Consider the following 26,336-nt stretch of genomic DNA (forward strand, 5'->3'; position numbering starts at 1 on the left):
TTTCTCACATAGAGGTGAAAATAGATCGTTTTGCGTAAACCCTTGCTACGCCTAGGATTGTAGTCACGAAACGAATTTTGGCGAGGGCATCATGCGAGAAATTTCCTCTAGTATCGCCTTTGAAATCCGCAATGGCGAAACCATTCCTACGAAGGTAGCACGCAGCACCAAGCTGGTCGTGCACGGCGGCGCGGTGTGGGTCACGCGTAGCGACGATACCGAAGACTACTGGCTCCAGCCCGGCCACACGCTGCGTCTGCGGCGCGGTGAACGGCTGTGGTTGAGCGCCGAGGGCAGCACGCATGCGAAGGTCGCGTTTTCAGTGCCGACACGCTGCGATGAACGTGCGCTGAACTGGCTCGCGCGGGTGGGCGAACGGCTGGCGGCCCGCGTGCGTGGGGGCTGGCGCACGGTGTGAGCGCTGGCGGCGACGCGACGCGATGGCGGAGCGGCGCTGCAGTTGAACGGCGCTCCGGCGCGCAACGAAGCGCCGCCAAGTGCCGAAGCGGGCACTTCCGGCGGGGATGCCAGGATTTCGGTAAACTGTCGGGATCATGTGCACCACCCCGGTTTCCCCGTCTCCCTTGCCCGCCACGGCGCCGCTTACGCTGCGCTGGCTCGGCAATGAACCTTACGAAGCCAGTTTCGAAGCGATGCGCGCGTTTACCGACGCGCGCACCGCCGATACACCCGACGAGATATGGCTGGTCGAACACCCCCCCGTCTTCACGCTAGGCCAGGCCGGCGACCCAGCGCATCTGCTGGCCGCCGATAGCGGCATTCCGCTTGTGAAAGTCGACCGGGGCGGGCAGATCACGTATCACGGCCCCGGGCAGGTGGTTGCCTACCTGTTGCTGGACCTGCGCCGACGCAAGCTGATGGTGCGCGAGATGGTCACCCGGATCGAGCAGGCCGTGATCGACACCCTCGCGGCGTATAATCTCGCCGGAGAACGCAAGGCGGGCGCCCCCGGTATCTACGTGGCGCCCGGGCCGGAAGCCGGCTTGCATGCCGGCGCCAAGATCGCCGCGCTGGGTCTGAAAATCCGCAACGGCTGCAGCTATCACGGCGCGAGCCTGAACGTGAATATGGACTTGCGGCCGTTTCTGGCCATCAACCCATGCGGCTACGCGGGGCTCGAAACAGTTGATATGGCAACGCTGGGCGTTGCCGCCGGCTGGGACGACGTGGCCCGTACCTTTGCAGCACGCCTCACCGCAAACCTCGACGGCAGTCCCGCGGCCGTCGCCCAACCGCAGGCCGGTGCCCTCACCGCCTGACTGGACCGAACGAATGACTGACGTTACCGCGAACCTCGCAGCTTCTCCCGCTCCTGATGCCGTGCCGGCTTCCGCCGCTGCCTACGACGCCACCGCAAAGCAGAAAGCCCAAGCCAAAACCTCCCGTATTCCGATCAAGATCATCCCGATCGAAAAGCTGAAAAAGCCGGATTGGATCCGCGTCAAAGCGGCCACCGGTAATTCGCGCTTTTCGGAGATCAAGCAGATTCTGCGCGAACACAATCTGCACACGGTGTGTGAAGAAGCGAGCTGCCCGAACATCGGCGAATGCTTCGGCAAGGGCACCGCGACGTTCATGATCATGGGTGACAAGTGCACGCGCCGCTGCCCGTTCTGTGACGTCGGCCACGGCCGCCCCGATCCGCTCGACGTGGATGAACCGGGCAACCTGGCGCGCACTATCGCCGCGTTGAAGCTGAAGTACGTGGTGATCACCAGCGTCGACCGTGACGATCTGCGCGATGGTGGCGCTGCTCACTTCGTGGAGTGCATCCGGCAGACGCGCGAACTGTCGCCGGAGACACGTATTGAAATTCTGACGCCGGACTTCCGCGGCCGTCTGGATCGCGCGCTCGGCATTCTGAACGCCGCACCGCCTGATGTGATGAACCACAACCTCGAAACGGTGCCGCGTTTGTACAAGGAAGCGCGTCCCGGTTCGGACTACGCGCATTCGCTGAAGCTACTGAAGGATTTTAAGGCGCTGCATCCGGACGTCGCGACCAAGTCCGGCCTGATGGTCGGCCTCGGCGAGACCGAAGAAGAAATTTTGCAAGTGATGCGCGATCTGCGCGAGCACGACGTGGACATGCTGACGATCGGCCAGTATCTGCAACCGTCGGAACATCATCTGCCGGTGCGCTCGTATGTGCATCCGGACACGTTCAAGATGTACGAGGAAGAAGCGTACAAGATGGGCTTTACGCACGCAGCGGTGGGCGCGATGGTTCGCTCGAGCTACCACGCCGATCTGCAGGCGCATGGAGCCGGAGTGGTTTGAATGGTTTAATGTGTTGTCAGTTTGAAAATGCAAAGCCCGCACGTGTTGCGGGCTTTGTTTTTTCTGGCAGGCCGGCTTTTGCCGTCTGAGTCATGCGCTGGCGGTCTACTTGCTCGGGCTACCGGTAATACCGTGCGAGCAGCATGCAGATCGAGGCGAGCGTTCCACCAATGATCGTGAAGGGGAACATGAGGTCGATAAAACGATCGCGAAACGCACGGTTCTCGATGACGTAGTCGATCAGATTGGGCATGTGGGTTCTCCCTGTGAGGCGTGGTGACAAAGTATAGCTCAGCCGTTGTAAATTAGTTAGGTTAACGAATAATGAGATATGGAGAACGAGGTCGCGACGATTGCTGTCATCACAAGTGAAAGCCATATCAGCCGTCGGTCACGAGTTCTCCCGCTGCAGTCATGTACCGGTTGGGATACGGAATCAGCCGCGGCGAATGACACGAGTACGGACGCTACGACGATAAATAGCACGTGCCAGAGCAGCCCCGCCAACATGAACGCGAGCGTGCTGTTCGTTGACGCTTCGCTCAATGCGCTACCGATCTCATAGCAAGCGCTGGCACACATGGAAATGACGACCCATAGTAGCTGACCGTCCCGAATCGCTCTCGTTGAGATGCCTTTCGACGCGTACCTATAGAGGCGCGAGAAACTCAATAAGGGAAGCAGGGCGATCGGCGCGAACACGGGTACGCCGACGTTAAAAAACAACCAACTCAAGCGGCTAAGGATAACGCATCATAAGGATGCGAGGTGAGGGAGACGCAGTGATCATCCCGCTCTGGCCAACACGCGGTCAATCCGCCGAATGGCCAGCTTGTGCAAAGTCATCCCAATCCGTAACCCTTCGCTAGAACCCTTCTACTGGCCACCGCAGCAGTCGCGCCGATCCAACTCAGCGTGAAAAGCAATGCTCGAACAGCGTGATTAGCAATCGCGGATTAATTAGAACCGTCCGCGGACAAACTCCCTATAGTCGAAAGCCTCCCAGACAACACACACTAAAGGGGTTTCTCGATGAACCGCTTGCTTCGTCCGCTCGCCGCGTTCGCTACGCTGCTCGCGCTGTTCGCGCCGTTTTCTTCCGTTGCACACGCCGACACCAAAGAAGTCGTGATCGCGTATCAGGACATGGTCGTGCCTTGGCGTTATGCGCAGGCCACGGGGGAAGTCGAGAAAGCCACCGGCTACAAGGTCACCTATCGCAAGCTCGGCAGCGGCGCCGACGTGATCCGCGCGCTGGCTTCGGGCTCGGTGCAACTCGGCGAAGCGGGGTCGAGTCCGATTGCCGCCGGACTGTCGCAGGGCGTCGATATTTCGCTGTTCTGGATTCTCGACAACATCAACGATGCCGAAGCACTGGTCGCGCGTGACGGTTCCAATGTCACCAGTGTCGCCGGCCTGAAGGGCAAGAAGATTGGCGTGCCGTTCGTGTCGACCTCGCACTTTCATACGCTGGTGGCACTGCAGAGCGCCGGCGTGAATCCTTCGGATGTGAAGATCGTCAATCTGCGCCCGCCTGAGGTCGCGGCGGCGTGGGAGCGTGGCGACATCGACGCGACTTACATCTGGGACCCGGTGCTGGCGAAGGTGAAGAAGAACGGCAAGGTGTTGATCACGTCCGGGCAGGTTGCGCAGCAAACCGGCAAAGCGACTTTCGACGGCTTCGTCGTCGACCGCAAGTTCGCCAGCCAGAACGCCGAGTTCGTCGCGCGCTTCGTGAAGGTGCTGGCCGCGACCGATGCGAGCTATCGTGATCACACGTCGGCATGGACCGCGACGTCGCCGCAGGTTGAGGCGGTTGCGAAGGAGTCCGGCGCTACCGCGCAGGAAGTGCCGGCAAGTCTCGCACTGTATGCATTCCCGACGCCGGCGCAGCAGGCCTCGAATGCATGGCTTGGCGGCGGTGCGCAATCTGGTGCGGCTAAATCGCTTGCTGCGACCGCTGCGTTCCTGAAGACGCAAGGCACGATTCAGAACGTGCTGGCCGATTACTCGACCGGCGTCGATCCGCAGTTCGTGCAGCGCGCGGCGCATTAACTTTTTTAATGAGCTTACCCATTGGCATCATGGAGCATGGCGATGAGCGGTCTTGAGATACGGCGGCTGCACGTCGCCTACGAAGGCGCACGCGGCGCGGCGCCGCACATCGCGCTCGCTGACGTCGATCTGCATATCGAACCGGGTGAGTTCGTCGTTGCGCTGGGTGCGTCCGGTTGCGGCAAGACGACTTTGTTGAACTGCATCGCTGGTTTCATTCAGCCGACCGAAGGCGAGGTGCGTCTGAACGGCGAACCCGTGCTTGGACCTGGCGCGGACCGCGGTGTCGTGTTTCAGAAGTACGCGCTGATGCCGTGGCTCGACGTACTCGACAATGTCGCACTCGGCCTGCGTTTTCAGCGTATGCCGAAGGCGCAGCGCGAGCGCATCGCGCTGGAGATGCTGGCGCTGGTTGGGCTCGAGAAGCATGCGCGCTCGCGTGTCTACGCGCTGTCGGGCGGCATGCAGCAGCGCGTGGGCATAGCACGCGCGCTGGCAAGCGATCCGCAAGTGCTGCTGATGGACGAACCGATGGGCGCGCTCGACGCGATGACGCGCGAGTCGATGCAGGAACTCGTGCTCGACGTCTGGGGCCGCACACGCAAGACGGTGTTCTTCATTACGCATAGCGTGGAGGAAGCGCTGTTTCTGGCGACACGCCTCGTCGTGATGACGCCGGGACCCGGCCGTATCGCCGAGAGCTACGACCTGCCATTCGCGCAGCGTTTTCTCGAGACACGCGACGCACGTGCGGTAAAGTCGTCGCCGGATTTCATCGAATGGCGCGAACGGCTGGTGCGCCGTCTGCACGAACAGGGCGAGCGCAACCAGAACCAGGAAGAGGTGCTGTCGTGACGGCTTCACGTGAATCGTTGGGCACCGTGCCCCTGAACCAGACAAGCGAGCCGCCGCGACGTAAAGCGCGCCCGGTTCGTGGCTGGCGTTTGCCGGGCGAAGGCCCGACCGCCGCGCTGAGCGCGGTCTCGGTCACGACGCTCGCGGCGCTATGGTGGCTTGCCACGCATCTGCACTGGCTGCCTCCACTCTTTCTGCCGACACCCGAGGCGGTTTGGGCCGCATTTCTGGACGCCTGGCACGGCCGTATTCAAGGCGGCTTGCCACTCTCAGAACATCTCGCATGGAGTGCGCTGCGCGTGTTCGGTGCGTTCGCGCTGGCTGCGGTCACGGCGGTGCCGGTCGGCATCCTGATGGGCGTAAGCCGGGTTGCGCGCGGTTTGCTCGATCCGCCGCTGGAGTTTTACCGGCCGTTGCCGCCGCTTGCGTATTTGCCGCTGGTGGTGATCTGGTTCGGCATCGACGAGACGGCGAAGATCGTCGTGATCTATCTTGCGTGTTTCGCACCGATCGCAATGGCAGCGCGTGCCGGTGTGCGCAGTGCGACCATCGAGCAGATTCATGCGGCGTATTCGCTGGGTGGCCACTTCGCGCAGATTGTGCGACATGTGGTTCTGCCCGCAGCGTTGCCTGAGATCCTGACCGGCTTGCGGATTGCTATCGGCTTCGGCTGGACCACCCTGGTTGCTGCCGAGATGGTCGCGGCCACCGCCGGCCTCGGTCAGATGGTGCTCAACGCGTCGAGCTTTCTGCGTACCGATGTGGTGGTGATGGGCATCGTACTGATCGGGCTGATCGCCTGGCTGTTCGATCTCGGCATGCGTACGCTGGAGCGGCGGCTGGTGCCGTGGAAGGGGCGTGTGTAGCCGCAGCCCGAGCCGGCCCGCGCAGTCTCAAGCAAACAGTTCGATCACCGGCCAACCGCGCTCCGTGGCAATGGCGCGCAGGCGCGGGTCGGGATTGGTCGCGACCGGATGCGTGACGCGCTCGAGCAAAGGCACGTCGTTGATCGAATCGCTATAGAACCAGCTCTGCGGAAAATCCTGCAGACGATGGCCGAGCGAAGCCAGCCAGTTCTCGGTGCGTGTGATCTTGCCTTCGCGGAAAGTCGGCACGCCGACAGCGGTTCCGGTAAAGCGCGCCAAAGGATCGCCGCCTTCAGTGCCGAGATCGATCCCCAGCAGATGTTCGAAGCCGAGCACCTTGCCGATCGGCTTCGTAATGAACACATTGGTGGCGGTGACGATGCAGCACAGGTCGCCCGCTGCAATATGACGTTGCACAAGTTCCCGCGCAGCCGGCAGGATCGCCGGCGCAATCACATCTTCCATGAACTGCGCATGCCACACGTCGAGCTGTTCGCGCGAGTGGCGAGCGAGCGGCGCCAATGTGTAGTTCAGATAGGCGGTCATGTCGAGCGTGCCGGCCACATATTGCCGGTAGTAATCGTCGATTTCTTCCGCGTGCTGCGCAGCGCCTTCTATGCCCAATCCAGCGATGAAGTGGGCCCATGCCTGATCGCTATCGAGCGGCAGCAGCGTATGGTCCAGGTCGAACAGCGCAAGGTTGCGGCTCATCCAGAGTCCTTGTGATGAAGTGGGCAAACTAGGTGATCGAGTGAACTGCATTCCGGACGATGAGCCGGTACACGGCAATCCACAGTTTGGCACGAGCGTATATTTAAAAGCACAAAATTACAATAAGGCAAAAATGTGCAACACTACTGTCATAAACACCCCGGGTGCCGGTTTGTGCGGCATGCGGTTCGGGTCATGGCAGCAGGAACGGATGCGCAGTGCCTTATGTTGATTCTCCTTAACCTTCTGGCTGGTGTGGCGCTCCTCGTGTGGGGCTCGCACATCGTACGTACCGGTATCCTGCGCGTGCTCGGCGCCGATCTGCGCGGTGTCCTCGGGCGCAGCACCAGTAGCCGCTGGCGTGCCTTCCTTTCGGGCGTCGGCGTCACAAGCCTCGTGCAGAGCAGCAATGCAACAGCGGTGATCGTCACGTCGTTCGCCGCGCAAGGTCTCCTGCCTCTCACCAGCGGCCTCGCAATCATGCTTGGCGCCGACGTCGGCACCGCGCTGATGGCGCGGTTGCTGACCCTCGATCTGACATGGCTGTCGCCGATCCTGATTCTGTTCGGCGTGCCGCTCTTTCTGTCGCGCAAGCAAACACGCGCGGGCCAGGTCGGCCGTACGCTGATTGGGCTTGGCTTGATCCTGCTGGCATTGCACCTGATCGTCGAAGCCGCCCAGCCGATGATGCAAGGCGCCGGCGTACGCGTGATGTTCGGCGCGCTGACCGGCGACACCATGCTCGACGCACTGGTCGGCGCGGCATTTGCGATGCTGTCCTATTCGAGTCTCGCGGCGGTCCTGTTGACAGCGACGCTTGCCTCGTCCGGTGTGATCTCACTGAAGGTGGCGCTGTGTCTCGTGATCGGCGCGAATCTCGGCAGCGGCTTGCTGGCGCTGATGGGCACCCTCGCGCAGAATGCGGCGGCGCGGCGTCTGGCTTTGGGCAGTCTGGCGTTTAAACTGGCCGGTGCGCTGCTGATCCTGCCGTTCGCGCCGCTCCTGGCACGCGGGCTGCCGGTGCTGATCGCGAATCCACGCGAAGCCGTGGTCGGTTTTCACGTGATCTACAACACGCTGCGCTGCTGCGTATGTCTTTCGCTGATCGATCCGGTGGCGCGCATCTGCACGCGGATGTTGCCGGATCGGCCGCAGCCCAACGGCGAACTGCGGCCGCTGCATCTGGATGCCGCCGCACTTTCCACGCCCACGCTCGCACTAGCGAACGCCGCGCGCGAGGTGCTGCGCATTGGCGACATCGTGCGCACCATGCTCGATAACGTCGCGGGCCTGATCCATGAAAACAGCCTCGAAAAGGCCCGCGAAACGGTCCGTATGGACGACGACGTCGACCAGCTCTACGCCGCGGTCAAAACCTATCTGACGCTGATCTCCCGCGAGCAACTCGACGAAGCCGATAGCCGCCGCTGGACCGACATCATCTCGTTGACGATTAACCTTGAGCATGCGGGCGACATCATCGAGCGGATTGTCGGCGATATCGAGGAAAAGAAGATCGCGCACCGGCTGTCGTTTTCGGAGGAGGGGCTGGGCGAGCTGGACGACCTGCAGGCACGGCTCGTCAGCAATCTGCAACTTGGCCTGTCGGTGTTTCTGAATAACGACCTGCGTTGTGCAGAGCGGCTGCTGGCGGAGAAGGAGCGCTTTCGCGATCTGGAGCGCGCGTACTCATACAAGCACCTGGATCGGCTCGCCGGGCAAAGCTTGCGTAGCATCGAAACCAGTGCGTTGCATCTGGATCTGATCAGCGACATGAAACGGCTCAATTCGCTGTTCTGCTCGACGGCCTATCCGGTGCTCGAAGCTGCCGGCGCGCTGCGCGACACGCGCTTGCGCAAGCGCGTGCTCGACACGATGCATGTGAAGGAATAAAGCGGCTTGCCCAGCGCTCTTGCCGCGCGCCCTGAAGCGTTCGTGCGAAGCGCCGAACACACCGGCGCCCTAAGCCAGAACGATCTCCTCCAGCTTCTTTTTCAGCGATGCAAAGTCGGCGGCTTCGGCTGCCTTTTTGTTGGTGATCAGCACATCGATCCGATCGACCGGACAGTACGAAATCCGGCTGCGCTGGCCGATCTTGCTGTAATCGGCGAGGATCACCACGCGGTCTGCGTTGGCGACCATGGCGCGCGCCACTTCGGTTTCAGCGTGATCGTAGTTAGTCGCGCCATGCCGGTGATCGATACCGACCGGCGAGAGCAGGGCCATGTCCGCACGATAGCGCTGGATGTCGAGCACGGTGGTGGCGCCGGTGGTCGCCATTGCCCGATCGCTGATCGAGCCACCCAGCAGAATTACTTCGTTGGCTGCTTCCGTTTGATCCACGGCGCCACGCATTTTCAACGCGACGTCGATAGAATTGGTCACGATCGTCAGGTTCGCCAGTTTCGCCAGCTCTTCAGCGAGCGCTGCGGTGGTGGTACCCGCGTCGATGAAAAGTGTCTGGCCGCTCGCGATCAAACCGATGGCTGCCTTGGCAATCGCGGTTTTGGATTTGACGCGCATGTGGGCGCGCTCGGCGATCGGCGCTTCGTCGGCGGGTTTGATCGCGCCGCCATGCACGCGCCGCAATTCACCTAGCGCCTCCAGGTCGAGCAGGTCGCGCCGCACCGTTTCGCGCGACACGCCAAGGTCCGCCATGATCCGTTCGGTCGACACGCGCTGAAGCGTGGACAGCAACGCGCGAATTCTCTGATGACGGTCTTCCTGCCACATGCATTTTTCCTTGGATGCGAACGCACGTTCGCACGGCTTGTTTTAATAGCGTCATCGTGGACACGGAAGTGTGTCCGGACAATGACAAGCGTACTACTTTAGCCGAATTGTGTTGTATTTTTTTGGCAGCTTGCAAGTTTGTGTATTTCACCTTAGCCTTCGCAGATCGAAGCGCGGCGCATATTTCGAACATCAAATGTTCGAAAAGGAATTGAAATGTCCGATTTCGAGCATTTCGCGGCGTTTTTTAGCAATTTGTTAGACACATGTCGTTGCCATAATGGATCTTGGGATCTGCCGTCTGAATCATTCGCTGCTGCATGCGGCGCTGCCGGGAAGCGGCACGATTCGGCATCCTGAGAATAAGATTGCAGCGCGTGCGGCGTTGGCCGTGCGGTCAGCTATCGCAGCGTCCCCCATTGGCGCGATACTACGCGCGGGGCTCACGCGTAGAGGCAGCATCGCGCAGTTGTAGCATGACGGCAGTGGCAGTCTGGAACGTGTCGAGAGCATATTTAACCCGCTCTATCTGGAAGGTAACGAGACGTGGGAAACGGGATTGATCGCACCTTATCCGCAGACTGGCCGTATTCGAGGCTGGTCGCGCATCGCTGCGGCGGCACGCTGGCGCCGGAGAACACGCTGGCCGGTTTCGATGCATGTGTGCGTTACGGCTACCGCATGGTCGAGTTCGACGCCAAGCTCTCAGCCGACAACCAGCTCTTTCTGTTGCACGACGACACGCTGGAACGCACCACTAACGGCCATGGCGCCGCTGCTGAACACACGTGGAACCAGCTGGCCGCGCTCGATGCCGGCGCCTGGTTCGGGCCGCAGTTCGCCGGCACGCGCCTTCCGACGCTCGCCGAGGCTGCCGGGCGTTGCGCACGAGATGGCATTGCCGCCAACATCGAAATCAAACCCTGCCCGGGGCGGGACGAGATCACCGGGCGTCTGGTCGCAAACGGCGCGCTGACTTTGTGGCAAGGGCAAACGCCGCCGCTGCTGTCATCGTTTTCGTTCGAGGCGCTCGCTGCGGCGCGCGATGCGGCACCCTCACTGCGGCGCGGTATGCTGTTCGAAGAGGTGCCGGCTGACTGGCTGCGCATCGTGCGGGAACTGGACTGCGTGTCGTTGCACGCGAGCCATCGGTACCTGACCGAGTCGTTGGTCGCCGAGATCAAGGCGGCCGGACTGCGGGTGCTGGCCTACACGGTGAACGATCCTGAGCGTGCGCAGTTGCTGGCGCAATGGGGCGTCGACATGATTTGTACAGATCGCATCGATAGACTGGAACACGGCATGTTTTCGGCGTCGGCGAATCCAGACTGAGCATGACGCGGGTGCGCGAGTGCGAGCTTGCACGGCTGTGCGCCCTTAGAGCTCGAAACTAGAAATTTTCCAAACGTAGCAATTTCGGCAGAGGATGGGGAAGACTATGAAGCGCACCGCGTTAGCTCGTTTACTTTCGATGTCGGCCGCTGCGGGTGTCGCCGCAGCCGGCGTGAGCAGCGCCTCGGCCGCGCCGCTCGACGCACTGGTCGCAGCCGCCAAGCAGGAAGGCCAACTCACCGTGATCGCGTTGCCGCACGACTGGTGCAACTACGGTGAACTGGTGGCCGGCTTTCAGAAGAAGTACGGCATCAAGATCAACGAGCTGAATCCGGATGCGGGTTCGGGCGACGAAGTCGAAGCCATCAAGGCGAACAAGGGCAACAAGGGTCCGCAAGCGCCTGACGTGATCGACGTGGGTCTGTCGTTCGGTCCGACCGCGAAGGCCGAGGGCTTGCTGCAACCGTACAAGGTCGCTTCGTGGAATTCGATTCCCAAAGAGTCGAAAGACGCCGATGGCTATTGGTATGGCGACTACTACGGCGTGCTGTCGTTTGAAGTGAACGCAGACATGATCGACAAGGCGCCGTCCGACTGGAGCGATCTGCTCAAGTCTGACTATAAGAACGCCGTCTCGCTGGCTGGCGACCCGCGCACGGCCAATCAGGCGATCCAGGCCGTGTTCGCAGCAGGCCTGTCGCAAAGCAAGGGCGATGTGAGCAAGGCCGACAAGGCTGGCCTCAAGTATTTCGCCGACCTGAACAAGAACGGCAACTTCGTGCCGGTGATCGGCAAGGCCGCATCGCTCGCGCAAGGCACCACGCCGATCGTCGTGCGTTGGGACTACAACGCGCTGGCCGACCGCGACACGCTGAAGGGCAATCCGAAGGTGCAGGTGGTGATTCCGAAAACGGGTGTGGTCGCCGGTGTGTACGTTCAGGCGATCAGCGCCTACGCACCGCATCCGAACGCCGCCAAGCTGTGGATGGAATACCTGTATTCCGACGAAGGCCAGATCGGCTGGCTGACCGGCTATTGCCATCCGATGCGCTATAACGAGCTGGTGGCAGCGAAGAAGGTCCCGCAAGCGCTGCTCGACAAGCTGCCGCCGCCGTCGTCGTACAAGAATGTGGTGTTCCCGACGCTATCCCAACAGGACGCCTACAAGGACACCATCACGAAGCACTGGGACGAAACGGTCGGCGCGAACGTCAAGTAATCGCCGCGTCGCACGCGGTTGCGGCGGCCATGCAGCAGCGAGCAATCGCAGGGTGCACGCGCCGCCGCTTCTAACCGCAACGCGCAGTTTCAAAGGTAGCGTGCCGCTCCACGAGAGCGGCGCGCCACGCGTTAGCCAGATTGCCTGAGGGTGAGCTATGAGCGCTTCATCGGATGCTGGATCGGTGCAGCCGGAATTGCTGGTTCCGCCTGTGCCCACGCCAACGCCTCGCGTCAACGGTCCGGGCCGCGCGTCGCAGTTTCTCGCCTGGATCGGCGTGGTGCCGTTTTTCACCTTCGCACTGCTGTTCCTGATTCTGCCGACCGGCTTTCTGATGGTCGGCGCGTTTCAGGATCCGCAAGGCCACTTCACGCTTGGCAACTTTCGCGACCTGCTCCAGCCCACGGTGCTGGACGCCTACTGGATCAGCTTCAAGGTGAGCGCCGCTTCCGCGCTCGGCGGCGCGTTGATCGGCTCGCTGCTCGCATGGGCGGCGGTGCAAGGCAAACTGCCGGGCTGGATTCGTCCTACGTTGATGACGTTCTCCGGCGTCGCCTCGAATTTTGCCGGCGTGCCGCTCGCATTTGCCTTCATCTGTACGCTGGGGCGCGTCGGTCTCGTGACCGTATTGCTGAAGAAGTACCTCGGCTTCAATCTGTACTCAACCGGCTTCAGCGTTTTGAGCTTTTCCGGGCTGACGCTGACTTACCTGTACTTCCAGATTCCTTTGATGGTGCTGATCGTCACACCCGCGCTCGACGGCCTGAAGCGCGAATGGCGCGAAGCCTGTGACTGCCTTGGCGGCACTGCTTTCCAATACTGGCGCCACGTGGCGTTACCGGTGTTGTGGCCGAGCGTGCTTGGCGCGACGCTGCTGCTGTTCGCCAATTCATTCGGTGCCGTCGCCACGGCTTACGCGCTGACCGGCAGTTCGCTCAACATCGTCACGATCCTGCTGTACGCGCAGATTCGCGGCGACGTGATGCACAACCAGAACCTCGGCTATGCGCTCGCGCTCGGCATGGTGCTCGTGACGGGCTTGTCGAATGGCGGCTACATCTGGCTGCGTTCACGCGCTGAAAGGGGCCGTCGATGAAAAGCCAGTCGCGTGTGGGTGCATGGACCGCGATGATTGTCGGTTCGCTGTACTTTCTGATTCCGCTGCTCGCCACATTCGAATTCAGCCTACGCATGAAGCGCGGCGTTTACAGCTTCGAAGCGTATAGCGTCGTGCTGAGCGATCCGCGTTTTCAGGCCTCGTTCGGGTATTCGATCCTGATGGCGGTACTGACGATCATTGTCGGCGTATTGCTGGTGGTGCCGACTGCGTACTACGTGCAGTTGCGGCTGCCGAAGCTGCGACCGGTCGTCGAATTCATCACGCTGTTGCCGCTGGTGGTCCCGGCGATCGTGATCGTGTTTGGTTATCTGCGCATCTATAACAGCAGTTCGATTTTGCCGCTCACGGCCAACGAACGCGCGACCGACCTGTTGCTGGTGTTCGGCTACGTCACGCTCTCGCTACCGTACATGTATCGCGCGGTCGACGCCGGTTTGCGCGCCGTCGACGTGCGCTCGCTGACCGAGGCCGCCGAATGTCTCGGCGCGAACTGGCCGACGATTCTGTTCAAGGTGATCTTCCCGAATATCCGCTCGGGCATTCTGTCCGGTGCGTTTCTCACCTTTGCGGTGGTGATCGGCGAGTTCACGTTGGCAAGTCTGCTCGACCGCCCCGCGTTTGGCCCGTATCTGCAATTGATCGGCGCGAACCGCGCGTATGAACCGTCGGCGCTAGCGATCATCGCGTTCGTGATTACGTGGGCGTCGATGGGTTTGATTCAGGTATTCGGCTCGGCCCGCGCGCTTAGCGGCCAGAAAGTTTGACGGACTCATTTGACGGACTCATGTGTCCGACTAAGGCAGCGAATCATGGCATTCCTTGAGATCGAAAATCTGCATAAGTCCTTCGGGGCGAACACGGCGCTGCATCACTTCGACATGAAGATCGAGCGCGGCGAATTCATCACGTTCCTGGGGCCGTCCGGCTGTGGCAAGACCACGGTGCTGCGGATGATCGCCGGCTTCGAAACGCCGACGCGCGGCATCATCCGGCTGGACAACAAGGACGTGACGCACCTGCGTACGCGGCAGCGCAAGGTCGGCATGGTGTTTCAGTCGTATGCGCTGTTTCCGAACATGACGGTGGCCGATAACATTGGCTTCGGTTTGAAGATCACGCACCGTCCGCAGGCGGAGATCAGCAAGCGCGTCGAGGAGATGTTGCAGTTGATCAAGCTGCCGCATCTCGGCGAACGCTATCCGTGGCAGTTGTCGGGTGGCCAGCAGCAGCGCGTGGCGTTGGCGCGTGCGCTCGCCGGCAAGCCGCAGGTGCTGTTGCTCGACGAACCGCTGTCGGCGCTCGACGCGAAGATCCGCATTTCGCTGCGGCAAGACATCCGCGCGTTGCAGCGCGAGTTGGGTATCACGTCGATTTTCGTCACGCACGATCAGGAAGAGGCGCTGTCGATTTCGGACCGCATCGTCGTGATGAACGAGGGACGCGTCGAACAGGTCGGCACGCCTTCAGAGATCTACAACTATCCGCGCACGCGCTTTGTCGCGTCGTTCGTCGGCACGCTGAACATTCTGGCGGGCCATGTGATCGACCCGAAGACCGGCAAGATGGCCGTCGACGGTCAGGAACTGACCACCACGCAGGAACTGCCGGCCGACGACGCGGGCAAGAAACGCATGCTCGCGCTGCGACCCGAAGCCATTGTGCTGGAGCCGGCCGCGCCGGGCCGTAACACGCTGAACGCGACCGTCGAAGAAGTGAATTTCCTCGGCGCGGTGGTGCGCATCAGAACGCGCGTGAAAGACGCGGTGATTTCACTCGATGTGTTCAACGACCCGAATCGCGGCTTGCCCGAACGGGGGCAGCCGGTATCGTTGGGTTTCTCGCACGAGAACTTGCTGGTGCTGGAAGAGGGCGGTGTATAGAAGCCGAATGGCAGTGTTTGACGTGGGCGAAAACCCCGCGTACAGACCAGGCGGTTTCGGCTGAGGCAGGCAAAAGCCACAGCCCGAAAGGCTCTCCGGGTTTTCCCGGATTCGCCGCCTGTGTGGATTCCGGATTCCCCGACACCCCTCGTCCGTATTTCCGGAATCCCGGACGGCGCGTGCTGTAACACGCCAAAAAACCTATAAAAATCAAAGTGATTTGCTTTGCGTCAAGCTGGCATCGACCTTGCAATTTAGATCACGCGGCCGCAACGGTCCGACAACTAAAGCAAGGAGACAACGATGTCTGATTTCCCCTCCCGGTATTTCTGAATTCGTCGTCTTGTCGCGGCCTGATGCCGTGCACAGGCGTGACGACTATTCGTTCGCATGATGCGCAGCGTGGCAGGCCTTGAGCTCACCCATATCGCAGGAAACATCGTGAAGAAACCTATCCACAAAGTGCTGTACGTCCAGGTGATCGTGGCGATCATCATCGGCATCGCGCTCGGCCATTATTCGCCAGACTTCGCCGTCGACATGAAGCCGCTCGGCGACGGCTTCATCAAGCTGATCAAGATGGTGATCGGGCCGATCATCTTCTGTACGGTGGTGACGGGTATTGCCGGTATGGAAGACATGAAGAAGGTCGGGCGCGTCGGTGGCAAGGCGCTGCTGTACTTCGAAATCGTCTCGTCGTTCGCGCTGGTGCTCGGTCTGATCGCGACGCACGTGCTGAAACCGGGCGTCGGCTTCAACATCGATCCGGCTACGCTCGACGGCAAGGCGGTCGCGTCGTATGCCGCGAAGGCGCACGGCCAGACCACGGTCGACTTCCTGATGCACATCATCCCGGACACGCTCGTGTCGGCGTTCGCACAGGGCGAAATCCTGCAGATCCTGCTGATCGCGCTGTTGTTCGGTGCAGTGCTGGCCACGGCCGGTGAGAAGGGCAAGGTCGTCACCAACTTCATCGACGGGCTCTCGCATGTGTTGTTCGGCGTCGTGCGCATCATCACGAAGCTGGCGCCGATCGGCGCGTTCGGTGCAATGGCGTTCACCATCGGCAAGTACGGCATCGGCTCGCTGCTGCCGATGCTCAAGCTGATCGGCACGTTCTATCTGACTTCGATCGTGTTTGTGGTGGTCGTGCTCGGCATCATCGCGCGTGCGGTGGGTTTCAACATTTTCCGCTTTGTCGGCTACATCAAGGAAGAGATGCTGATCGTGCTCGGCACGAGCTCGTCGGAAGCCGCGCTGCCGCAACTGATGCTGAAGCTCGAAAAGCTCGGCTGCTCGCGCTCGGTGGTGGGCCTCGTGGTGCCGACCGGTTACTCGTTCAACCTCGACGGCACCAACATCTACATGACGATGGCCGTGCTGTTCATCGCTCAGGCCACCAACACCGACCTCACGTGGACGCAGCAGCTCACGCTGCTGGCGGTGACGATGCTGACGTCGAAGGGCGCGAGCGGTGTGACGGGCGCAGGCTTCATCACGCTTGCCGCCACGCTCGCTGTGGTGCCGACCATTCCGCTGTCGGGCATGGTGCTGATTCTCGGCATCGACCGTTTCATGAGCGAATGCCGCGCGCTGACGAACATCGTCGGCAACGGTGTGGCGACGGTGGTGGTGTCGGCATGGGAAAAGGAACTGGACCGCAACAAGCTGAACGCCGCTTTGCGGGGTGACGTGGCGGTCAAAGAGCCGGCCGGGGCTTAAGCCAGGTAACCGTTACGAGCACGACTTCGGCTGCGGGCGCCCAACCTATGAAAGCGGCGACCGCGAGCCGGGACCCCGCACCGTCGGCCGACGAAGCTTACGCCGACGACGCGGCGCCTTATGCCACAATATCCGATCCTTACCGATCGGATATTGCCAACGTGACGCGCCGCCTGCTGATCTTCTTCGCGCTCGTCGTCGGGCTCGTGGTGGCGTGCGGGCTTACGTACACCATCGCGTGGCAGAGCGGGATCGATAATTTGCGGCGCAACGCCGCGGTGCGGGTGGATCGCACGACCAACGCGCTGAAAAGCACGCTCGAGCGCTACGAATCGCTGCCTTATCTGTTGGCCGAACATCCCATCGTGCAAGACGTGCTGGTCGATCCCAGCCCAGCCAACGTCGAACGCGCCAATCTCTATCTCGAAGACCTCAACCGCCACGCGCGGGCAACGGTCACCTACATCATTCCACTCGACGGCTATTGCGTCGCCGCGAGCAACTGGCACGGGCCGGGCAGCTTCATCGGCGCGGGCTATCAATTCCGGCCATATTTTCTCGATGCGGTGAAGGGCGGCGTGGGCCGTTTCTTCGGCATCGGCACGATTTCGCAGGCGCCGGGTTATTACATCTCGCAGCCGGTGCGGCGTGACGGCAAGATCGTCGGCGTGGCAGTCGTCAAACTCGATCTCGAATGGTTTCAGGGCGCGGATGCGTCCGAACCTTTGGTCGTCACCGACGATCACGGCGTGATTTTTCTGTCGTCGATGCCGGCGTGGAAATATCACACGATCCGGCCGTTGTCGGGGCAAGTCGCGGATTCGATCTACCAGGCGCGCCAGTATGCGCAGCAACCGATCGCGCCGCTGCCGGTGACGATCGAGCGTACGCTCGAAGGCAATGCGCAGATCGTGCGCATCGGCGGTGGCCGCTATGCGCCGCGCTATCTGGCGTCGCGGCGTGGCATGGGCGAGCCGGACTGGCATCTGATTACGATGTCGCCCGTCGGTCCGGTCGACGCCGACGCGCGCAATGCGACCATTGTGACCGGCTTCGGTTACGTGTCGCTGGTGCTGTTCGCGTTCTACTGGAGAATGCGCCGCGCCCGGGTGCGCGAAGTGATGCGTAGCCGTTCGCTGCTGCAAAAGGCCTACGCTGAATTGAACCAGCGAGTGGCCGAGCGCACCGCGGATCTCTCGCAGGCAAACGAGCAGTTGCAGAAGGAAGTCGCCGAGCGAACGCGCGCCGAACAGGAACTGCGCGCCGCGCACGATGAACTGATCCAGGCCAGCAAGCTCGCCGCGCTGGGTCAGATGGCGGCGGGCATCACGCATGAATTGAATCAACCGCTTGCGGCGCTGCGCGGTTTCTCGGACAACACACGCGTGCTGCTCGAACGCGGCGACCAGGCGTCGGCGTTCGAAAATCTCGAAGCAATCGCGGCGCTCACCGAGCGCATGGGCAAGATCACCAATCAGTTGAAGCTGTTTGTCGGACGGGCACGGCCGCGCAGTGCGCGTGCGCCGGTGATGCGAGCGTTGCGCAACGTCATCGCGCTGCTGCAAAAGCGCCTGCAAGGCGTCGAAGTCGAGTTCGCCTTGCTCGATGCCGGGACCGGCGTGCGCACGCCGCTGAATCTCGTCGACGATCCCGCCGATCTGGTTGCCAATTGCGACGATCTGCGGCTCGAACAGGTGTTGATCAATCTGCTCGGCAACGCGCTCGACGCAACGGCGGGGCTGACGCCGCCGCGCATTTCGATCGAGATCGAAACCGCTGAGTCGAGTGTGTCGTTCGCTGTGCGTGACAACGGCCCAGGCATTCCCGACGACGTGCTGCCGCGTCTGTTCGAACCATTCTTCACTACGAAGGAAATGGGCCAGGGGCTGGGGCTCGGCCTCGCGATTTCATCGTCGATTGCGCGCGACTGCGGCGGCACACTGGTAGCGCGCAACGCGGCGGACGCTGGTGCATTATTTGTGTTGACGCTGCGCCGCGCGCGCGTGCAGGCGAGCCACACATCGGACCCGCTCACCACGGGTTCCTGAATCAGACGAGAACAACATGCTGAACGACGGCTTGCAGGTGCTGTATATCGAAGACGACGAACTGGTGCGGCGCGCCAGCGTGCAGAGTCTGCAACTGGCGGGCTTCGACGTGATCGGCCATGCGTCGGCGGAATCTGCAGCGAAGATGATCAGTGCGGATTTCTCCGGAGTGATCGTCAGCGATATTCGCTTGCCTGGCGCAAGTGGACTCGAACTGCTTGCGCAGTGCCATGAGCGCGCGCCTGACGTGCCGGTGATTCTGGTCACCGGTCATGGCGATATTTCGATGGCCGTGCAGGCGATGCGTGACGGCGCGTATGACTTCATCGAAAAGCCCTTCGCATCCGAACGTCTGATCGAAACCGTGCGACGTGCGCTGGAGCGCCGCAAGCTGGTGCTGGAGAACCTTGCGCTGCGTCGCGAACTGGCCGGGCAGAACACGGTGGCGCCGCGCATCATCGGCCGCAGTCCGGCGATCGAGCAGGTGCGGCGGCTGATCGCGAATATCGCGCCGACCGACGCGTCGGTGCTGGTCAACGGCGACACCGGCGCGGGCAAGGAGTTGATCGCGCGTAGTCTGCATGAACTGTCGCCGCGGCGTGACAAACCGTTTATCGCGGTGAACTGCGGTGCACTGCCGGAGCCGATGTTCGAGTCGGAAATGTTCGGCTACGAACCCGGTGCATTCACCGGCGCGGCAAAACGCCGGATCGGCAAGCTCGAACACGCTTCAGGCGGCACGCTGTTTCTCGACGAAATTGAGAGCATGCCACTCGCGTTGCAGGTAAAGCTGCTGCGCGTGTTGCAGGACGGGGTGCTGGAACGACTCGGCTCGAATCAGCCGATTCGCGTGAATTGCCGCGTGGTGGCTGCCGCGAAGGGCGATATGGCAGAGCATGTCGCCGACGGCTCGTTCCGTCGCGATTTGCTGTACCGGTTGAACGTGGTGACGATTGCGCTGCCGCCGTTGGGTGAACGTCGCGAGGACATCGTGCCGCTCTTCGAACACTTCCTGCTGGATGCGGCCGTGCGTTATCAACGCCCTGCGCCGATTCTCACGGACCGGCAGCGTGCCAGCCTGATGCAACGGGAATGGCCGGGGAATGTGCGCGAACTGCGCAATGCCGCCGACCGTTTCGTGCTCGGCGTCGCCGACGATCCTGTCATGTCTTTCGCCGACGACAGTGTGGCGACGCAACCCTTGAAGGAACGTGTCGAGCAATTCGAGCGGGCGGTGATCGCGGAGGCGTTGGAACAGGCCGGCGGTGTAGTGGCGATCGCTGCGGACAAGCTGCAGCTTGGAAAGGCGACGCTCTACGAGAAGATCAAGCGATATGGCCTCGCGGCCAAAGGGGAAGGGGAGCGGTGAGGATTTGAAGCACCGGCGGCGAGGAGCTATGACCCCGGCGCCGGCGTGTTTGAATCTGGGTGTTTTACTTCAGGCTTTTCGTAGCAATCAGGCCGCGTTCAGCGCTTTTTCCAGCAACTGGTCGAGTTCCGCGAATTGCGGTTCGCCGACATAGCGCTTCAGAATCTTGCCGTCCTTGTCGACCAGGAAGGTCGTCGGCGTGAGCTGAACGTTGCCGAACTGCTTGGCGGCCGAGCCGTCGTCCATGGCAACCTTGAACGGCAACTGGCGGGTTTGCGTGTAGTTGGCCACGTACATCGGCGCGTCGTAGTTCATTGCGACGGCGACGAATTCCAGCCCTTTGCCCTTGAAGCGGTTATAGGTCTGGACCATCTGCGGCATTTCCTTCATACAGGTGTCGCAACTGGTCGCCCAGAAGTTGACCAGGTAGACCTTGCCTTTCAGATCGGCAGTCGAGACTTTCTGGCCCGACAACAACGTGAAGGTCGCATCGGGCACGCGCTGCTGGCCGGCGAACGCGAAATAACCGGCGATCGCAATCGCGACGGCCACGACGGCGATGATGATGATGCGAAGCGGATTCGCGCGCCGTGCGGCGGTGGGCGGGGTGGAGCTCATGAACGGAACCTCGAGAGTCGCGCAGAACGCGCGGAACAGTGCTTTGGTTTGGACTGTTAAATCCGGTATTGCTTGGCGTTGCTATTGTAGCCCCATTCCGGCTGCGCGGCAGCGGGCGGCCCGGGAGGAGATAATAGGACTTTACGTTCCTGTCAGCCGGTCTTCTGTCCCCATGCTCCGAACCGCTTTTCGCTTCCTCGCCCGAGTCTCGATCATCCCGTTTGGCCGCGCCGTTAGCCGTTCCCCTCGTCTATCTCTGGCAGACGGCCGCCCGGCCGGCGCCGCTTTCCCCTTCCCCTTGCGGCGAGCGCGTGCCGTTCTCCGAACGGTGGCCTGCACGCTGGCGTTGGGCGGCGCGTTGGCAGCGTGCTCGCCAACCTTCGACTGGCGCACCATCATGAATAACGACAACGGCTACACGGTCGACTTGCCGGCCAAGCCGGACAACGATCAGCGTGCGGTCCAGATCGATGGCAAGCCGATGCAGATGGCGATGCAGACAGCGGAAGCCGGCGACGCCGTGTTCGCGGTCGGCACCGTGATGCTGCCGAGCGATGACGAAGCGACGCAGCGTGCCGCCCTCGAATTCCTGCGCACGGGCCTGGCTCGTAACGTCGGCGCCGCGCCGGATGCGCACGCGGTGCAAATCCCGTTGGCCGCAGGCGGCAAGGTGCTGGGTCTGGAAATGAAGCTGAGTGGTGAGGCTGGTTCGCAACACGAGACGCGCACCGTCTATGCTCGGTTGGTCGCGCGTGGCCGGCATGTGTATCAGGCCGCGATCATTGCTTCCAAGCCCGTGCAGCAGGAGCAGGTCGACCAGTTTTTTTCGTCTTTCCAGCTCTATTGAACGTTTAAAGCGGCATGTTTTTTGGCCGACCCCGGCGCGCGACAAGTTTGTAGAGGACAGTGAAAGTTCCTTCGTAGCATCGCGCGCTAATTCCCGGTTTACGTTGAAGTTTTCCGGTTACTCACAGGTCCTGTGGATAACTCTGTTGAGAACTTCGCGTTTTTTGCCGTAGATGCCCATCCCGTGGGCATTCTGTCAGATCGAGTCCGCTCCGATCGCTCAAAAAAGTCCAATCGAATCAATGCCTTTTGGAGGCATGCTTCCGTGAGCCTTTCAGATGTTTCAAAATCTATCTGGAACGCGTGCATGTGCATAAGTCAAGTCTTGACAGCCGATTTTTCGCCTTATACAGACCCAAAAGCCCGGCGATATTGGATGGCTTCACCGATTTGCGCGGCGCTCGGCATGGCGGTGCCGGCCAGGTCGGCGATGGTCCGCGCCACCTTCAAAACTCTGTAGTAAGCACGCGCCGACCAGCCGAAGCGCTCGCCGGCCTGGCGCAGCAAAGCTTCACCTTCTGCGCCGGGGCGGCAGACCTCGTCCACTTCCCGTCCGCCCAGTTCACGGTTGGTTTTACCTTGCCGGGCAAGTTGCCGCTCACGCGCGGCATTCACCCTTAGTGCGATCGCTGCACTGGATTCACCGGTGGTGGTGGAACGCGCAGACAACTCTGCCGGCGTGAGCGCAGGAATCTCGAGTTGGATGTCGATCCGGTCGAGCAGCGGCCCAGACAGCTTGCGCAGATAGCGCGCCGCGATCTCCGGCGTGCAGCGGCAGCGGCCGTTGGGGTCGCCGCGCCATCCGCAGGGGCAGGGGTTCATCGCGGCGATCAACTGGCAGGCTGCTGGAAAATCGGCTTGCAAGGCGGCGCGCGAGATGGTGATGCGGCCGGCCTCGAGGGGCTCGCGCAGGGTTTCCAGCACATGGCGGTCGAACTCCGGCAATTCGTCCAAAAACAGCACGCCCAGATGCGCCAGGGTGATTTCGCCGGGTTGCGGCGGATTGCGCCCGCCGACCAGCGCCGGTCCGCTCGAGGAATGATGCGGCGCGCGAAACGGCCGCTGCCGCCATTGCGAGGGCGTAAAGCCGGCCCGACTGGCGGACAGCAACGCCGCCGAACTCAGCGCTTCGTCGTCGGTCATGGGCGGGAGCAGCCCTGGCAGGCGGGCGGCGAGCATTGATTTGCCCGCGCCAGGCGGCCCGACCAGCAAGACGTGGTGTCCGCCGGCCGCGGCGACTTCGAGTGCGCGGCGCGCGCCGCGCTGGCCGATCACGTCGGTCATGTCAGGAACGGCGGCGGGCGCGGTTTCGCTGAGATCGGGGGCCGAGACAGGGTAAAGCCGGGCGTCAGGCGCTCCGGCCAGATGCGCGCACAGCGACGGCAGATCGGTGGCGCCATAGACATCGACGCCCGGCACGAGCGCTGCCTCGGCCGCGCTTGCCGCGGGCAGATAAAGCTGCGGGGTAGATTGAGCGGATGTCTCGGGCGTCGCCGGGTCGGCTGAAGTAATACAAGTAGACGCAGAAGCAGACACGCCCGCCAGGCCGCCGTGAGAAGCACCGCCGCGGGCCGTTCCGCAGGCCATCGCGAAAGCCCCGCGCATCGGCCGCAGCGCGCCGGTCAGTGACAGTTCGCCGGCGAATTCGCGATGCAGGAGGGACTCGGCAGGAATTTGCCCGCTCGCCGCCAGAATGCCTAAAGCGATCGGCAGGTCGAAGCGGCCGGACTCCTTCGGCAAATCGGCAGGCGCGAGATTGACGGTGATGCGTCGCACCGGGAAATCGAAGCTGCAGTTTTGCAGCGCCGCGCGCACGCGCTCGCGGCTTTCGCGCACTTCCAGATCTGGAAGGCCGACGATCGAAAAAGAGGGTAATCCGTTCGCGAGGTGAACCTCGACGGTTACTTCGGGCGCGCGGCCAGAGGCCGGCGCGCGACTGCGCACCACGGCAAGCGACATGTTTTCTCCCGTCGGACCGCGCGCAGATGGCGCGCGCAAGTCCCCTAAAACGCTGATGACGTCACGGCTCGCTTGCCAGTGATGTGCAGCACTACGCAGCTAAAGCGCTACGCGCAAAGCTTCAGGCTGTCGGCGTTGTGACCGGCAGCTTCTGTTCGAGTTCGGCGACGCGGCGCTCCAGCTCCTCGAGGCGCGCGCGGGTGCGCACCAGCACCTGGGTCTGCGTATCGAATTCCTCACGCGTGACCAAATCGAGCTTGGAGAAGCCTTGCGACAGCATGGCTTTCACGTTGCGTTCGACATCTTTGGCCGGCGAGTTCTTGAACAGCTCGCTCATGCGGGCCTGAAAATCGTTAAAGACATCGTTCGGTTGTTTCATGGTGTTCCCCTTAATGCACAAAAAATGTGCATGTTTCATTGCGTCTGTGCTTTGTCACGTTGAATGGGCCGCCTTGGTGCATGGCTTGTTGCCTGCCGCTGCCGTATGAGCCCGTTTGGTGCGCGCTCAAACGTTAAAAGCCTTCGAACACTCTAGCAACGATCCATACGCCGCGCCACCGGTCCCCGCCAACGTTGGCCATCCGGCCAGGGCCGCTTGCACCCCTTCTGCAGCATGCCCCGGACGAAGTCTGACACAACATGGCATGCGAGTTGCTGTTACTGCCCCGCGCGCACTGCCGGGTGCTTTTTACCGGCAGCGGAACGAGACCACGCGAACGGGTTACAGGGTACGCAAACAGGGTTACGCAACGGGTTACGCAACTTAGCGAGGGATTTCATGAAACTCATTACCGCAATCATCAAGCCGTTCAAGCTCGATGAGGCGCGCGAAGCCTTGTCGGCCATCGGCGTCTCAGGCATCACGGTGACGGAAGTCAAAGGCTTCGGTCGTCAGAAGGGCCACACGGAACTGTATCGGGGCGCTGAATACGTCGTCGATTTCCTGCCGAAGGTGAAGATCGAGGCGGCTGTCTCGGACGACATCGTCGACCAGGCGATCGAGGCGCTCGAACGCGCGGCACGCACCGGCAAGATCGGCGACGGCAAGATTTTTGTCACCGCGATCGAGCAAGTGATTCGGATTCGCACCGGGGAGACCGGCGCGGACGCTCTGTAATACCAAAAGATAGCGACACAGATAGCGACAAGAGGAAATGAAGATGCGCAAATTATTGATGTCCTTGCTGATGGCCGGTTCGCTGCTCGCGGGCGGTATCGGCGCCGCCCTCGCGGACGACGCTTCCGCCCCCGCAGCCGCCTCGGCAGCGGCTTCCGATACGACGGCGAGTGCGCCGGCGCCGGACGCTTCGGCGGCCCCTGCTGCCGCCGCGGCTTCGGCACCGGCCGCTGACGCGTCCGCCGCACCGGCTGCCAGCGCCGCCGCAGCCGCGCCGGCAGCATCGGACGCCGCACCGGCAGCTCCGACCGCGCCGTTCTCGGTCGATTCGTCGAAGATCAATTCGGGCGACACCGCCTGGATGCTGACCTCCACCGCGCTCGTGCTGTTCATGACGATCCCGGGTCTGGCACTGTTCTACGGCGGCATGGTCCGCAAGAAGAGCGTGCTCGCGATCCTGATGCAAAGCTTCGCGATCACGTGCCTTGTGTCGATCGTCTGGGTCGTGGTGGGCTACAGCCTCGCCTTCACGCCGGGCAACTCGTTCATCGGCGGCTTCTCGCGCTTCTTCATGTCGGGCATGAACTACATCAAGGGCGACAAGGCTACGACGCTGACCGTCAGCCACCTCGCACCGACGATCCCGGAAACGGTCTACGTCGTCTATCAAATGACGTTCGCGATCATCACCCCGGCACTGATCACGGGCGCGTTTGCCGACCGTATGAAGTTCTCGGCAATGCTGGTGTTCATGACGCTGTGGTCGATCATCGTCTACTCGCCGATCGCGCACATGGTCTGGGAACCGACCGGCTGGCTGGCTAGCGCGGGCATCCTCGACTTCGCGGGCGGCACGGTGGTGCACATCAACGCCGGTATCGCGGCGCTGGTCTGCGCTCTGGTGCTCGGCAAGCGTGTCGGCTACGGCAAGGAAGCGATGGCGCCGCACAACCTGACGCTCACGCTGATCGGTGGCGCCATGCTGTGGGTAGGCTGGTTCGGCTTCAACGCGGGTTCGGCAGTGGCGGCAGACGGCCGTGCCGGTTTCGCGATGTTCGCAACGCAAGTGGCAACCGCGGCAGCAGCACTCGCATGGATGTTCGCCGAATGGGCAACCAAGGGTAAGCCGTCGGTACTCGGTATTGTGTCGGGTGCCGTGGCAGGTCTGGTGGCGATTACGCCGGCTTCGGGCTTCGTCGGTATGGCAGGTTCGCTGGTGATCGGTATCGCGGCAGGCGTGATCTGCTTCTGGTCGGCCACGTGGCTCAAGCACAAGCTCGGTTACGACGACTCGCTCGACGCGTTCGGCGTGCACTGCATCGGCGGTATCGTGGGTGCAATCCTGACCGGTGTGTTCGCGGTCAAGGACATCGGCGGCGCGGACGGCAGCGTCATCCTGCAAGCCAAGGGCGTGCTGACGACGCTGGTCTACAGCGGCGTGGTGAGCTACATCCTGCTGAAGGTGATCGACATGGTGATGGGCCTGCGGGTGACGGAAGAAGAGGAGCGCGAAGGTCTGGACGTGAGCCTGCACGGCGAACACGTCGAATAAAGATTCCCCCGCAAGTTTCAGGGCTTGCGGATC

Annotated in this window: 24 protein-coding genes; 18 read left to right on the forward strand and 6 right to left on the reverse strand. The window is 62.0% G+C overall.

Translation table 11 applies throughout. The features are described 5' to 3' along the window. The first annotated feature begins 91 nt into the window (after positions 1-91). The 3 genes from PQQ86_RS01345 (at position 92) to lipA (ending at position 2,301) form a co-directional block, all read left to right on the forward strand. Complete coding sequence (locus PQQ86_RS01345; RefSeq protein WP_408264316.1) at positions 92-418, forward strand: DUF2917 domain-containing protein; 327 nt, start codon at positions 92-94, stop codon at positions 416-418. A 136-nt stretch (positions 419-554) separates the two neighbouring features. Then, on the forward strand, positions 555-1,280 hold the full coding sequence (gene lipB, locus PQQ86_RS01350) for a lipoyl(octanoyl) transferase LipB (protein WP_408264318.1): 726 nt from the start codon (positions 555-557) through the stop codon (positions 1,278-1,280). A gap of 13 nt (positions 1,281-1,293) precedes the next feature. Then, complete coding sequence (gene lipA, locus PQQ86_RS01355; protein WP_408264320.1) at positions 1,294-2,301, forward strand: lipoyl synthase; 1,008 nt, start codon at positions 1,294-1,296, stop codon at positions 2,299-2,301. A 118-nt stretch (positions 2,302-2,419) separates the two neighbouring features. On the opposite strand, the gene PQQ86_RS01360 is transcribed toward lipA, so the two are convergent. Beyond that, positions 2,420-2,554: a hypothetical protein gene (locus PQQ86_RS01360; RefSeq protein ID WP_266238591.1), complete on the reverse strand. Its 135-nt coding sequence runs from the start codon at positions 2,552-2,554 to the stop codon at positions 2,420-2,422. Positions 2,555-3,333: 779 nt separating this feature from the next. Between PQQ86_RS01360 and tauA the strand changes: the two genes are divergently transcribed. From tauA to PQQ86_RS01375, 3 genes are read left to right on the forward strand one after another with little or no spacing between them, the layout of a single operon-like run. Continuing rightward, a complete protein-coding gene (gene tauA / locus PQQ86_RS01365) occupies positions 3,334-4,356 on the forward strand; it encodes a taurine ABC transporter substrate-binding protein (protein WP_408264322.1) in 1,023 nt (340 codons plus the stop codon). 42 nt (positions 4,357-4,398) lie between these two features. Beyond that, entirely contained in the window at positions 4,399-5,211 is an 813-nt protein-coding gene (locus tag PQQ86_RS01370; RefSeq protein WP_408264324.1) for a taurine ABC transporter ATP-binding protein, read from the forward strand. Next, positions 5,208-6,077 (forward strand): ABC transporter permease subunit, encoded by an 870-nt coding sequence (locus PQQ86_RS01375; RefSeq protein ID WP_408264326.1) that lies wholly within the window; start codon positions 5,208-5,210, stop codon positions 6,075-6,077. The genes PQQ86_RS01370 and PQQ86_RS01375 overlap by 4 nt, the downstream gene beginning before the upstream one ends. Positions 6,078-6,104: 27 nt before the next feature. Here the strand turns inward: PQQ86_RS01375 and PQQ86_RS01380 are convergent, their stop codons facing one another. Then, complete coding sequence (locus tag PQQ86_RS01380; RefSeq protein WP_408264328.1) at positions 6,105-6,788, reverse strand: histidinol-phosphatase; 684 nt, start codon at positions 6,786-6,788, stop codon at positions 6,105-6,107. A 225-nt stretch (positions 6,789-7,013) separates the two neighbouring features. Between PQQ86_RS01380 and PQQ86_RS01385 the strand changes: the two genes are divergently transcribed. Continuing rightward, on the forward strand, positions 7,014-8,681 hold the full coding sequence (locus tag PQQ86_RS01385) for a Na/Pi cotransporter family protein (RefSeq protein ID WP_408264330.1): 1,668 nt from the start codon (positions 7,014-7,016) through the stop codon (positions 8,679-8,681). A gap of 69 nt (positions 8,682-8,750) precedes the next feature. On the opposite strand, the gene PQQ86_RS01390 is transcribed toward PQQ86_RS01385, so the two are convergent. Beyond that, a complete protein-coding gene (locus tag PQQ86_RS01390) occupies positions 8,751-9,521 on the reverse strand; it encodes a DeoR/GlpR family DNA-binding transcription regulator (RefSeq protein ID WP_408264332.1) in 771 nt (256 codons plus the stop codon). 546 nt (positions 9,522-10,067) lie between these two features. On the opposite strand from PQQ86_RS01390, the gene ugpQ reads away from it, so the two are divergent. From ugpQ to PQQ86_RS01430, 8 genes are all read left to right on the forward strand, one after another. Beyond that, positions 10,068-10,853 (forward strand): glycerophosphodiester phosphodiesterase, encoded by a 786-nt coding sequence (gene ugpQ, locus PQQ86_RS01395; RefSeq protein ID WP_408264333.1) that lies wholly within the window; start codon positions 10,068-10,070, stop codon positions 10,851-10,853. Positions 10,854-10,959: 106 nt separating this feature from the next. Further along, on the forward strand, positions 10,960-12,072 hold the full coding sequence (locus tag PQQ86_RS01400) for an ABC transporter substrate-binding protein (protein ID WP_408264335.1): 1,113 nt from the start codon (positions 10,960-10,962) through the stop codon (positions 12,070-12,072). A gap of 157 nt (positions 12,073-12,229) precedes the next feature. After that, a complete protein-coding gene (locus PQQ86_RS01405) occupies positions 12,230-13,168 on the forward strand; it encodes an ABC transporter permease (RefSeq protein ID WP_093645614.1) in 939 nt (312 codons plus the stop codon). After that, positions 13,165-13,956, forward strand: a complete 792-nt coding sequence (locus PQQ86_RS01410) for an ABC transporter permease (RefSeq protein WP_054035688.1) — start codon at positions 13,165-13,167, stop codon at positions 13,954-13,956. The genes PQQ86_RS01405 and PQQ86_RS01410 overlap by 4 nt, the downstream gene beginning before the upstream one ends. Before the next feature lie 45 nt (positions 13,957-14,001). Continuing rightward, positions 14,002-15,072, forward strand: coding sequence for an ABC transporter ATP-binding protein (locus PQQ86_RS01415; RefSeq protein WP_408264338.1), 1,071 nt, complete (start codon positions 14,002-14,004; stop codon positions 15,070-15,072). Between the two features lie 441 nt (positions 15,073-15,513). Beyond that, complete coding sequence (locus tag PQQ86_RS01420; RefSeq protein WP_408264340.1) at positions 15,514-16,794, forward strand: dicarboxylate/amino acid:cation symporter; 1,281 nt, start codon at positions 15,514-15,516, stop codon at positions 16,792-16,794. Between the two features lie 47 nt (positions 16,795-16,841). Continuing rightward, a complete protein-coding gene (locus PQQ86_RS01425; RefSeq protein ID WP_408264342.1) occupies positions 16,842-18,842 on the forward strand; it encodes a sensor histidine kinase in 2,001 nt (666 codons plus the stop codon). A gap of 16 nt (positions 18,843-18,858) precedes the next feature. After that, on the forward strand, positions 18,859-20,211 hold the full coding sequence (locus tag PQQ86_RS01430; protein ID WP_408264344.1) for a sigma-54-dependent transcriptional regulator: 1,353 nt from the start codon (positions 18,859-18,861) through the stop codon (positions 20,209-20,211). 87 nt (positions 20,212-20,298) lie between these two features. On the opposite strand, the gene PQQ86_RS01435 is transcribed toward PQQ86_RS01430, so the two are convergent. Further along, positions 20,299-20,829, reverse strand: a complete 531-nt coding sequence (locus tag PQQ86_RS01435; protein ID WP_408264346.1) for a TlpA disulfide reductase family protein — start codon at positions 20,827-20,829, stop codon at positions 20,299-20,301. A gap of 172 nt (positions 20,830-21,001) precedes the next feature. Between PQQ86_RS01435 and PQQ86_RS01440 the strand changes: the two genes are divergently transcribed. Then, positions 21,002-21,676 (forward strand): hypothetical protein, encoded by a 675-nt coding sequence (locus PQQ86_RS01440; protein WP_408264348.1) that lies wholly within the window; start codon positions 21,002-21,004, stop codon positions 21,674-21,676. Positions 21,677-22,020: 344 nt separating this feature from the next. On the opposite strand, the gene PQQ86_RS01445 is transcribed toward PQQ86_RS01440, so the two are convergent. Both PQQ86_RS01445 and PQQ86_RS01450 read right to left on the reverse strand, forming a co-directional pair. After that, positions 22,021-23,634 carry a YifB family Mg chelatase-like AAA ATPase gene (locus tag PQQ86_RS01445; protein WP_408264350.1) on the reverse strand — a complete coding sequence of 538 codons (1,614 nt, stop codon included), beginning with the start codon at positions 23,632-23,634 and terminating at the stop codon, positions 22,021-22,023. A gap of 121 nt (positions 23,635-23,755) precedes the next feature. Beyond that, positions 23,756-24,013: an accessory factor UbiK family protein gene (locus tag PQQ86_RS01450; protein WP_408264352.1), complete on the reverse strand. Its 258-nt coding sequence runs from the start codon at positions 24,011-24,013 to the stop codon at positions 23,756-23,758. 399 nt (positions 24,014-24,412) lie between these two features. Between PQQ86_RS01450 and PQQ86_RS01455 the strand changes: the two genes are divergently transcribed. Next, positions 24,413-24,751 carry a P-II family nitrogen regulator gene (locus PQQ86_RS01455; protein WP_144111091.1) on the forward strand — a complete coding sequence of 113 codons (339 nt, stop codon included), beginning with the start codon at positions 24,413-24,415 and terminating at the stop codon, positions 24,749-24,751. 43 nt (positions 24,752-24,794) lie between these two features. Further along, positions 24,795-26,303: an ammonium transporter gene (locus PQQ86_RS01460; RefSeq protein ID WP_408264353.1), complete on the forward strand. Its 1,509-nt coding sequence runs from the start codon at positions 24,795-24,797 to the stop codon at positions 26,301-26,303. Positions 26,304-26,336: the final 33 nt, after the last annotated feature.

Origin of the sequence: Paraburkholderia sediminicola, assembly GCF_046026675.1 — a bacterium.
In the GTDB taxonomy this organism is placed as follows: Bacteria; Pseudomonadota; Gammaproteobacteria; order Burkholderiales; family Burkholderiaceae; genus Paraburkholderia; species Paraburkholderia sediminicola_F.

Bases quoted from the DNA above. Each gene is read 5' to 3' on its own strand.
- PQQ86_RS01415 (WP_408264338.1), top strand. From the start codon at position 14,002: ATGGCATTCCTTGAGATCGAAAATCTGCATAAGTCCTTCGGGGCGAAC.
- PQQ86_RS01380 (WP_408264328.1), bottom strand. From the start codon at position 6,788: ATGAGCCGCAACCTTGCGCTGTTCGACCTGGACCATACGCTGCTGCCG.
- PQQ86_RS01460 (WP_408264353.1), top strand. From the start codon at position 24,795: ATGCGCAAATTATTGATGTCCTTGCTGATGGCCGGTTCGCTGCTCGCG.
- PQQ86_RS01430 (WP_408264344.1), top strand. From the start codon at position 18,859: ATGCTGAACGACGGCTTGCAGGTGCTGTATATCGAAGACGACGAACTG.
- PQQ86_RS01445 (WP_408264350.1), bottom strand. From the start codon at position 23,634: ATGTCGCTTGCCGTGGTGCGCAGTCGCGCGCCGGCCTCTGGCCGCGCG.
- PQQ86_RS01450 (WP_408264352.1), bottom strand. From the start codon at position 24,013: ATGAAACAACCGAACGATGTCTTTAACGATTTTCAGGCCCGCATGAGC.
- PQQ86_RS01385 (WP_408264330.1), top strand. From the start codon at position 7,014: ATGTTGATTCTCCTTAACCTTCTGGCTGGTGTGGCGCTCCTCGTGTGG.
- PQQ86_RS01390 (WP_408264332.1), bottom strand. From the start codon at position 9,521: ATGTGGCAGGAAGACCGTCATCAGAGAATTCGCGCGTTGCTGTCCACG.
- lipA (WP_408264320.1), top strand. From the start codon at position 1,294: ATGACTGACGTTACCGCGAACCTCGCAGCTTCTCCCGCTCCTGATGCC.
- PQQ86_RS01455 (WP_144111091.1), top strand. From the start codon at position 24,413: ATGAAACTCATTACCGCAATCATCAAGCCGTTCAAGCTCGATGAGGCG.
- tauA (WP_408264322.1), top strand. From the start codon at position 3,334: ATGAACCGCTTGCTTCGTCCGCTCGCCGCGTTCGCTACGCTGCTCGCG.
- PQQ86_RS01360 (WP_266238591.1), bottom strand. From the start codon at position 2,554: ATGCCCAATCTGATCGACTACGTCATCGAGAACCGTGCGTTTCGCGAT.
- PQQ86_RS01370 (WP_408264324.1), top strand. From the start codon at position 4,399: ATGAGCGGTCTTGAGATACGGCGGCTGCACGTCGCCTACGAAGGCGCA.
- PQQ86_RS01435 (WP_408264346.1), bottom strand. From the start codon at position 20,829: ATGAGCTCCACCCCGCCCACCGCCGCACGGCGCGCGAATCCGCTTCGC.
- PQQ86_RS01410 (WP_054035688.1), top strand. From the start codon at position 13,165: ATGAAAAGCCAGTCGCGTGTGGGTGCATGGACCGCGATGATTGTCGGT.
- PQQ86_RS01400 (WP_408264335.1), top strand. From the start codon at position 10,960: ATGAAGCGCACCGCGTTAGCTCGTTTACTTTCGATGTCGGCCGCTGCG.
- lipB (WP_408264318.1), top strand. From the start codon at position 555: ATGTGCACCACCCCGGTTTCCCCGTCTCCCTTGCCCGCCACGGCGCCG.
- PQQ86_RS01345 (WP_408264316.1), top strand. From the start codon at position 92: ATGCGAGAAATTTCCTCTAGTATCGCCTTTGAAATCCGCAATGGCGAA.
- PQQ86_RS01405 (WP_093645614.1), top strand. From the start codon at position 12,230: ATGAGCGCTTCATCGGATGCTGGATCGGTGCAGCCGGAATTGCTGGTT.
- PQQ86_RS01440 (WP_408264348.1), top strand. From the start codon at position 21,002: ATGCTCCGAACCGCTTTTCGCTTCCTCGCCCGAGTCTCGATCATCCCG.
- PQQ86_RS01425 (WP_408264342.1), top strand. From the start codon at position 16,842: ATGAAAGCGGCGACCGCGAGCCGGGACCCCGCACCGTCGGCCGACGAA.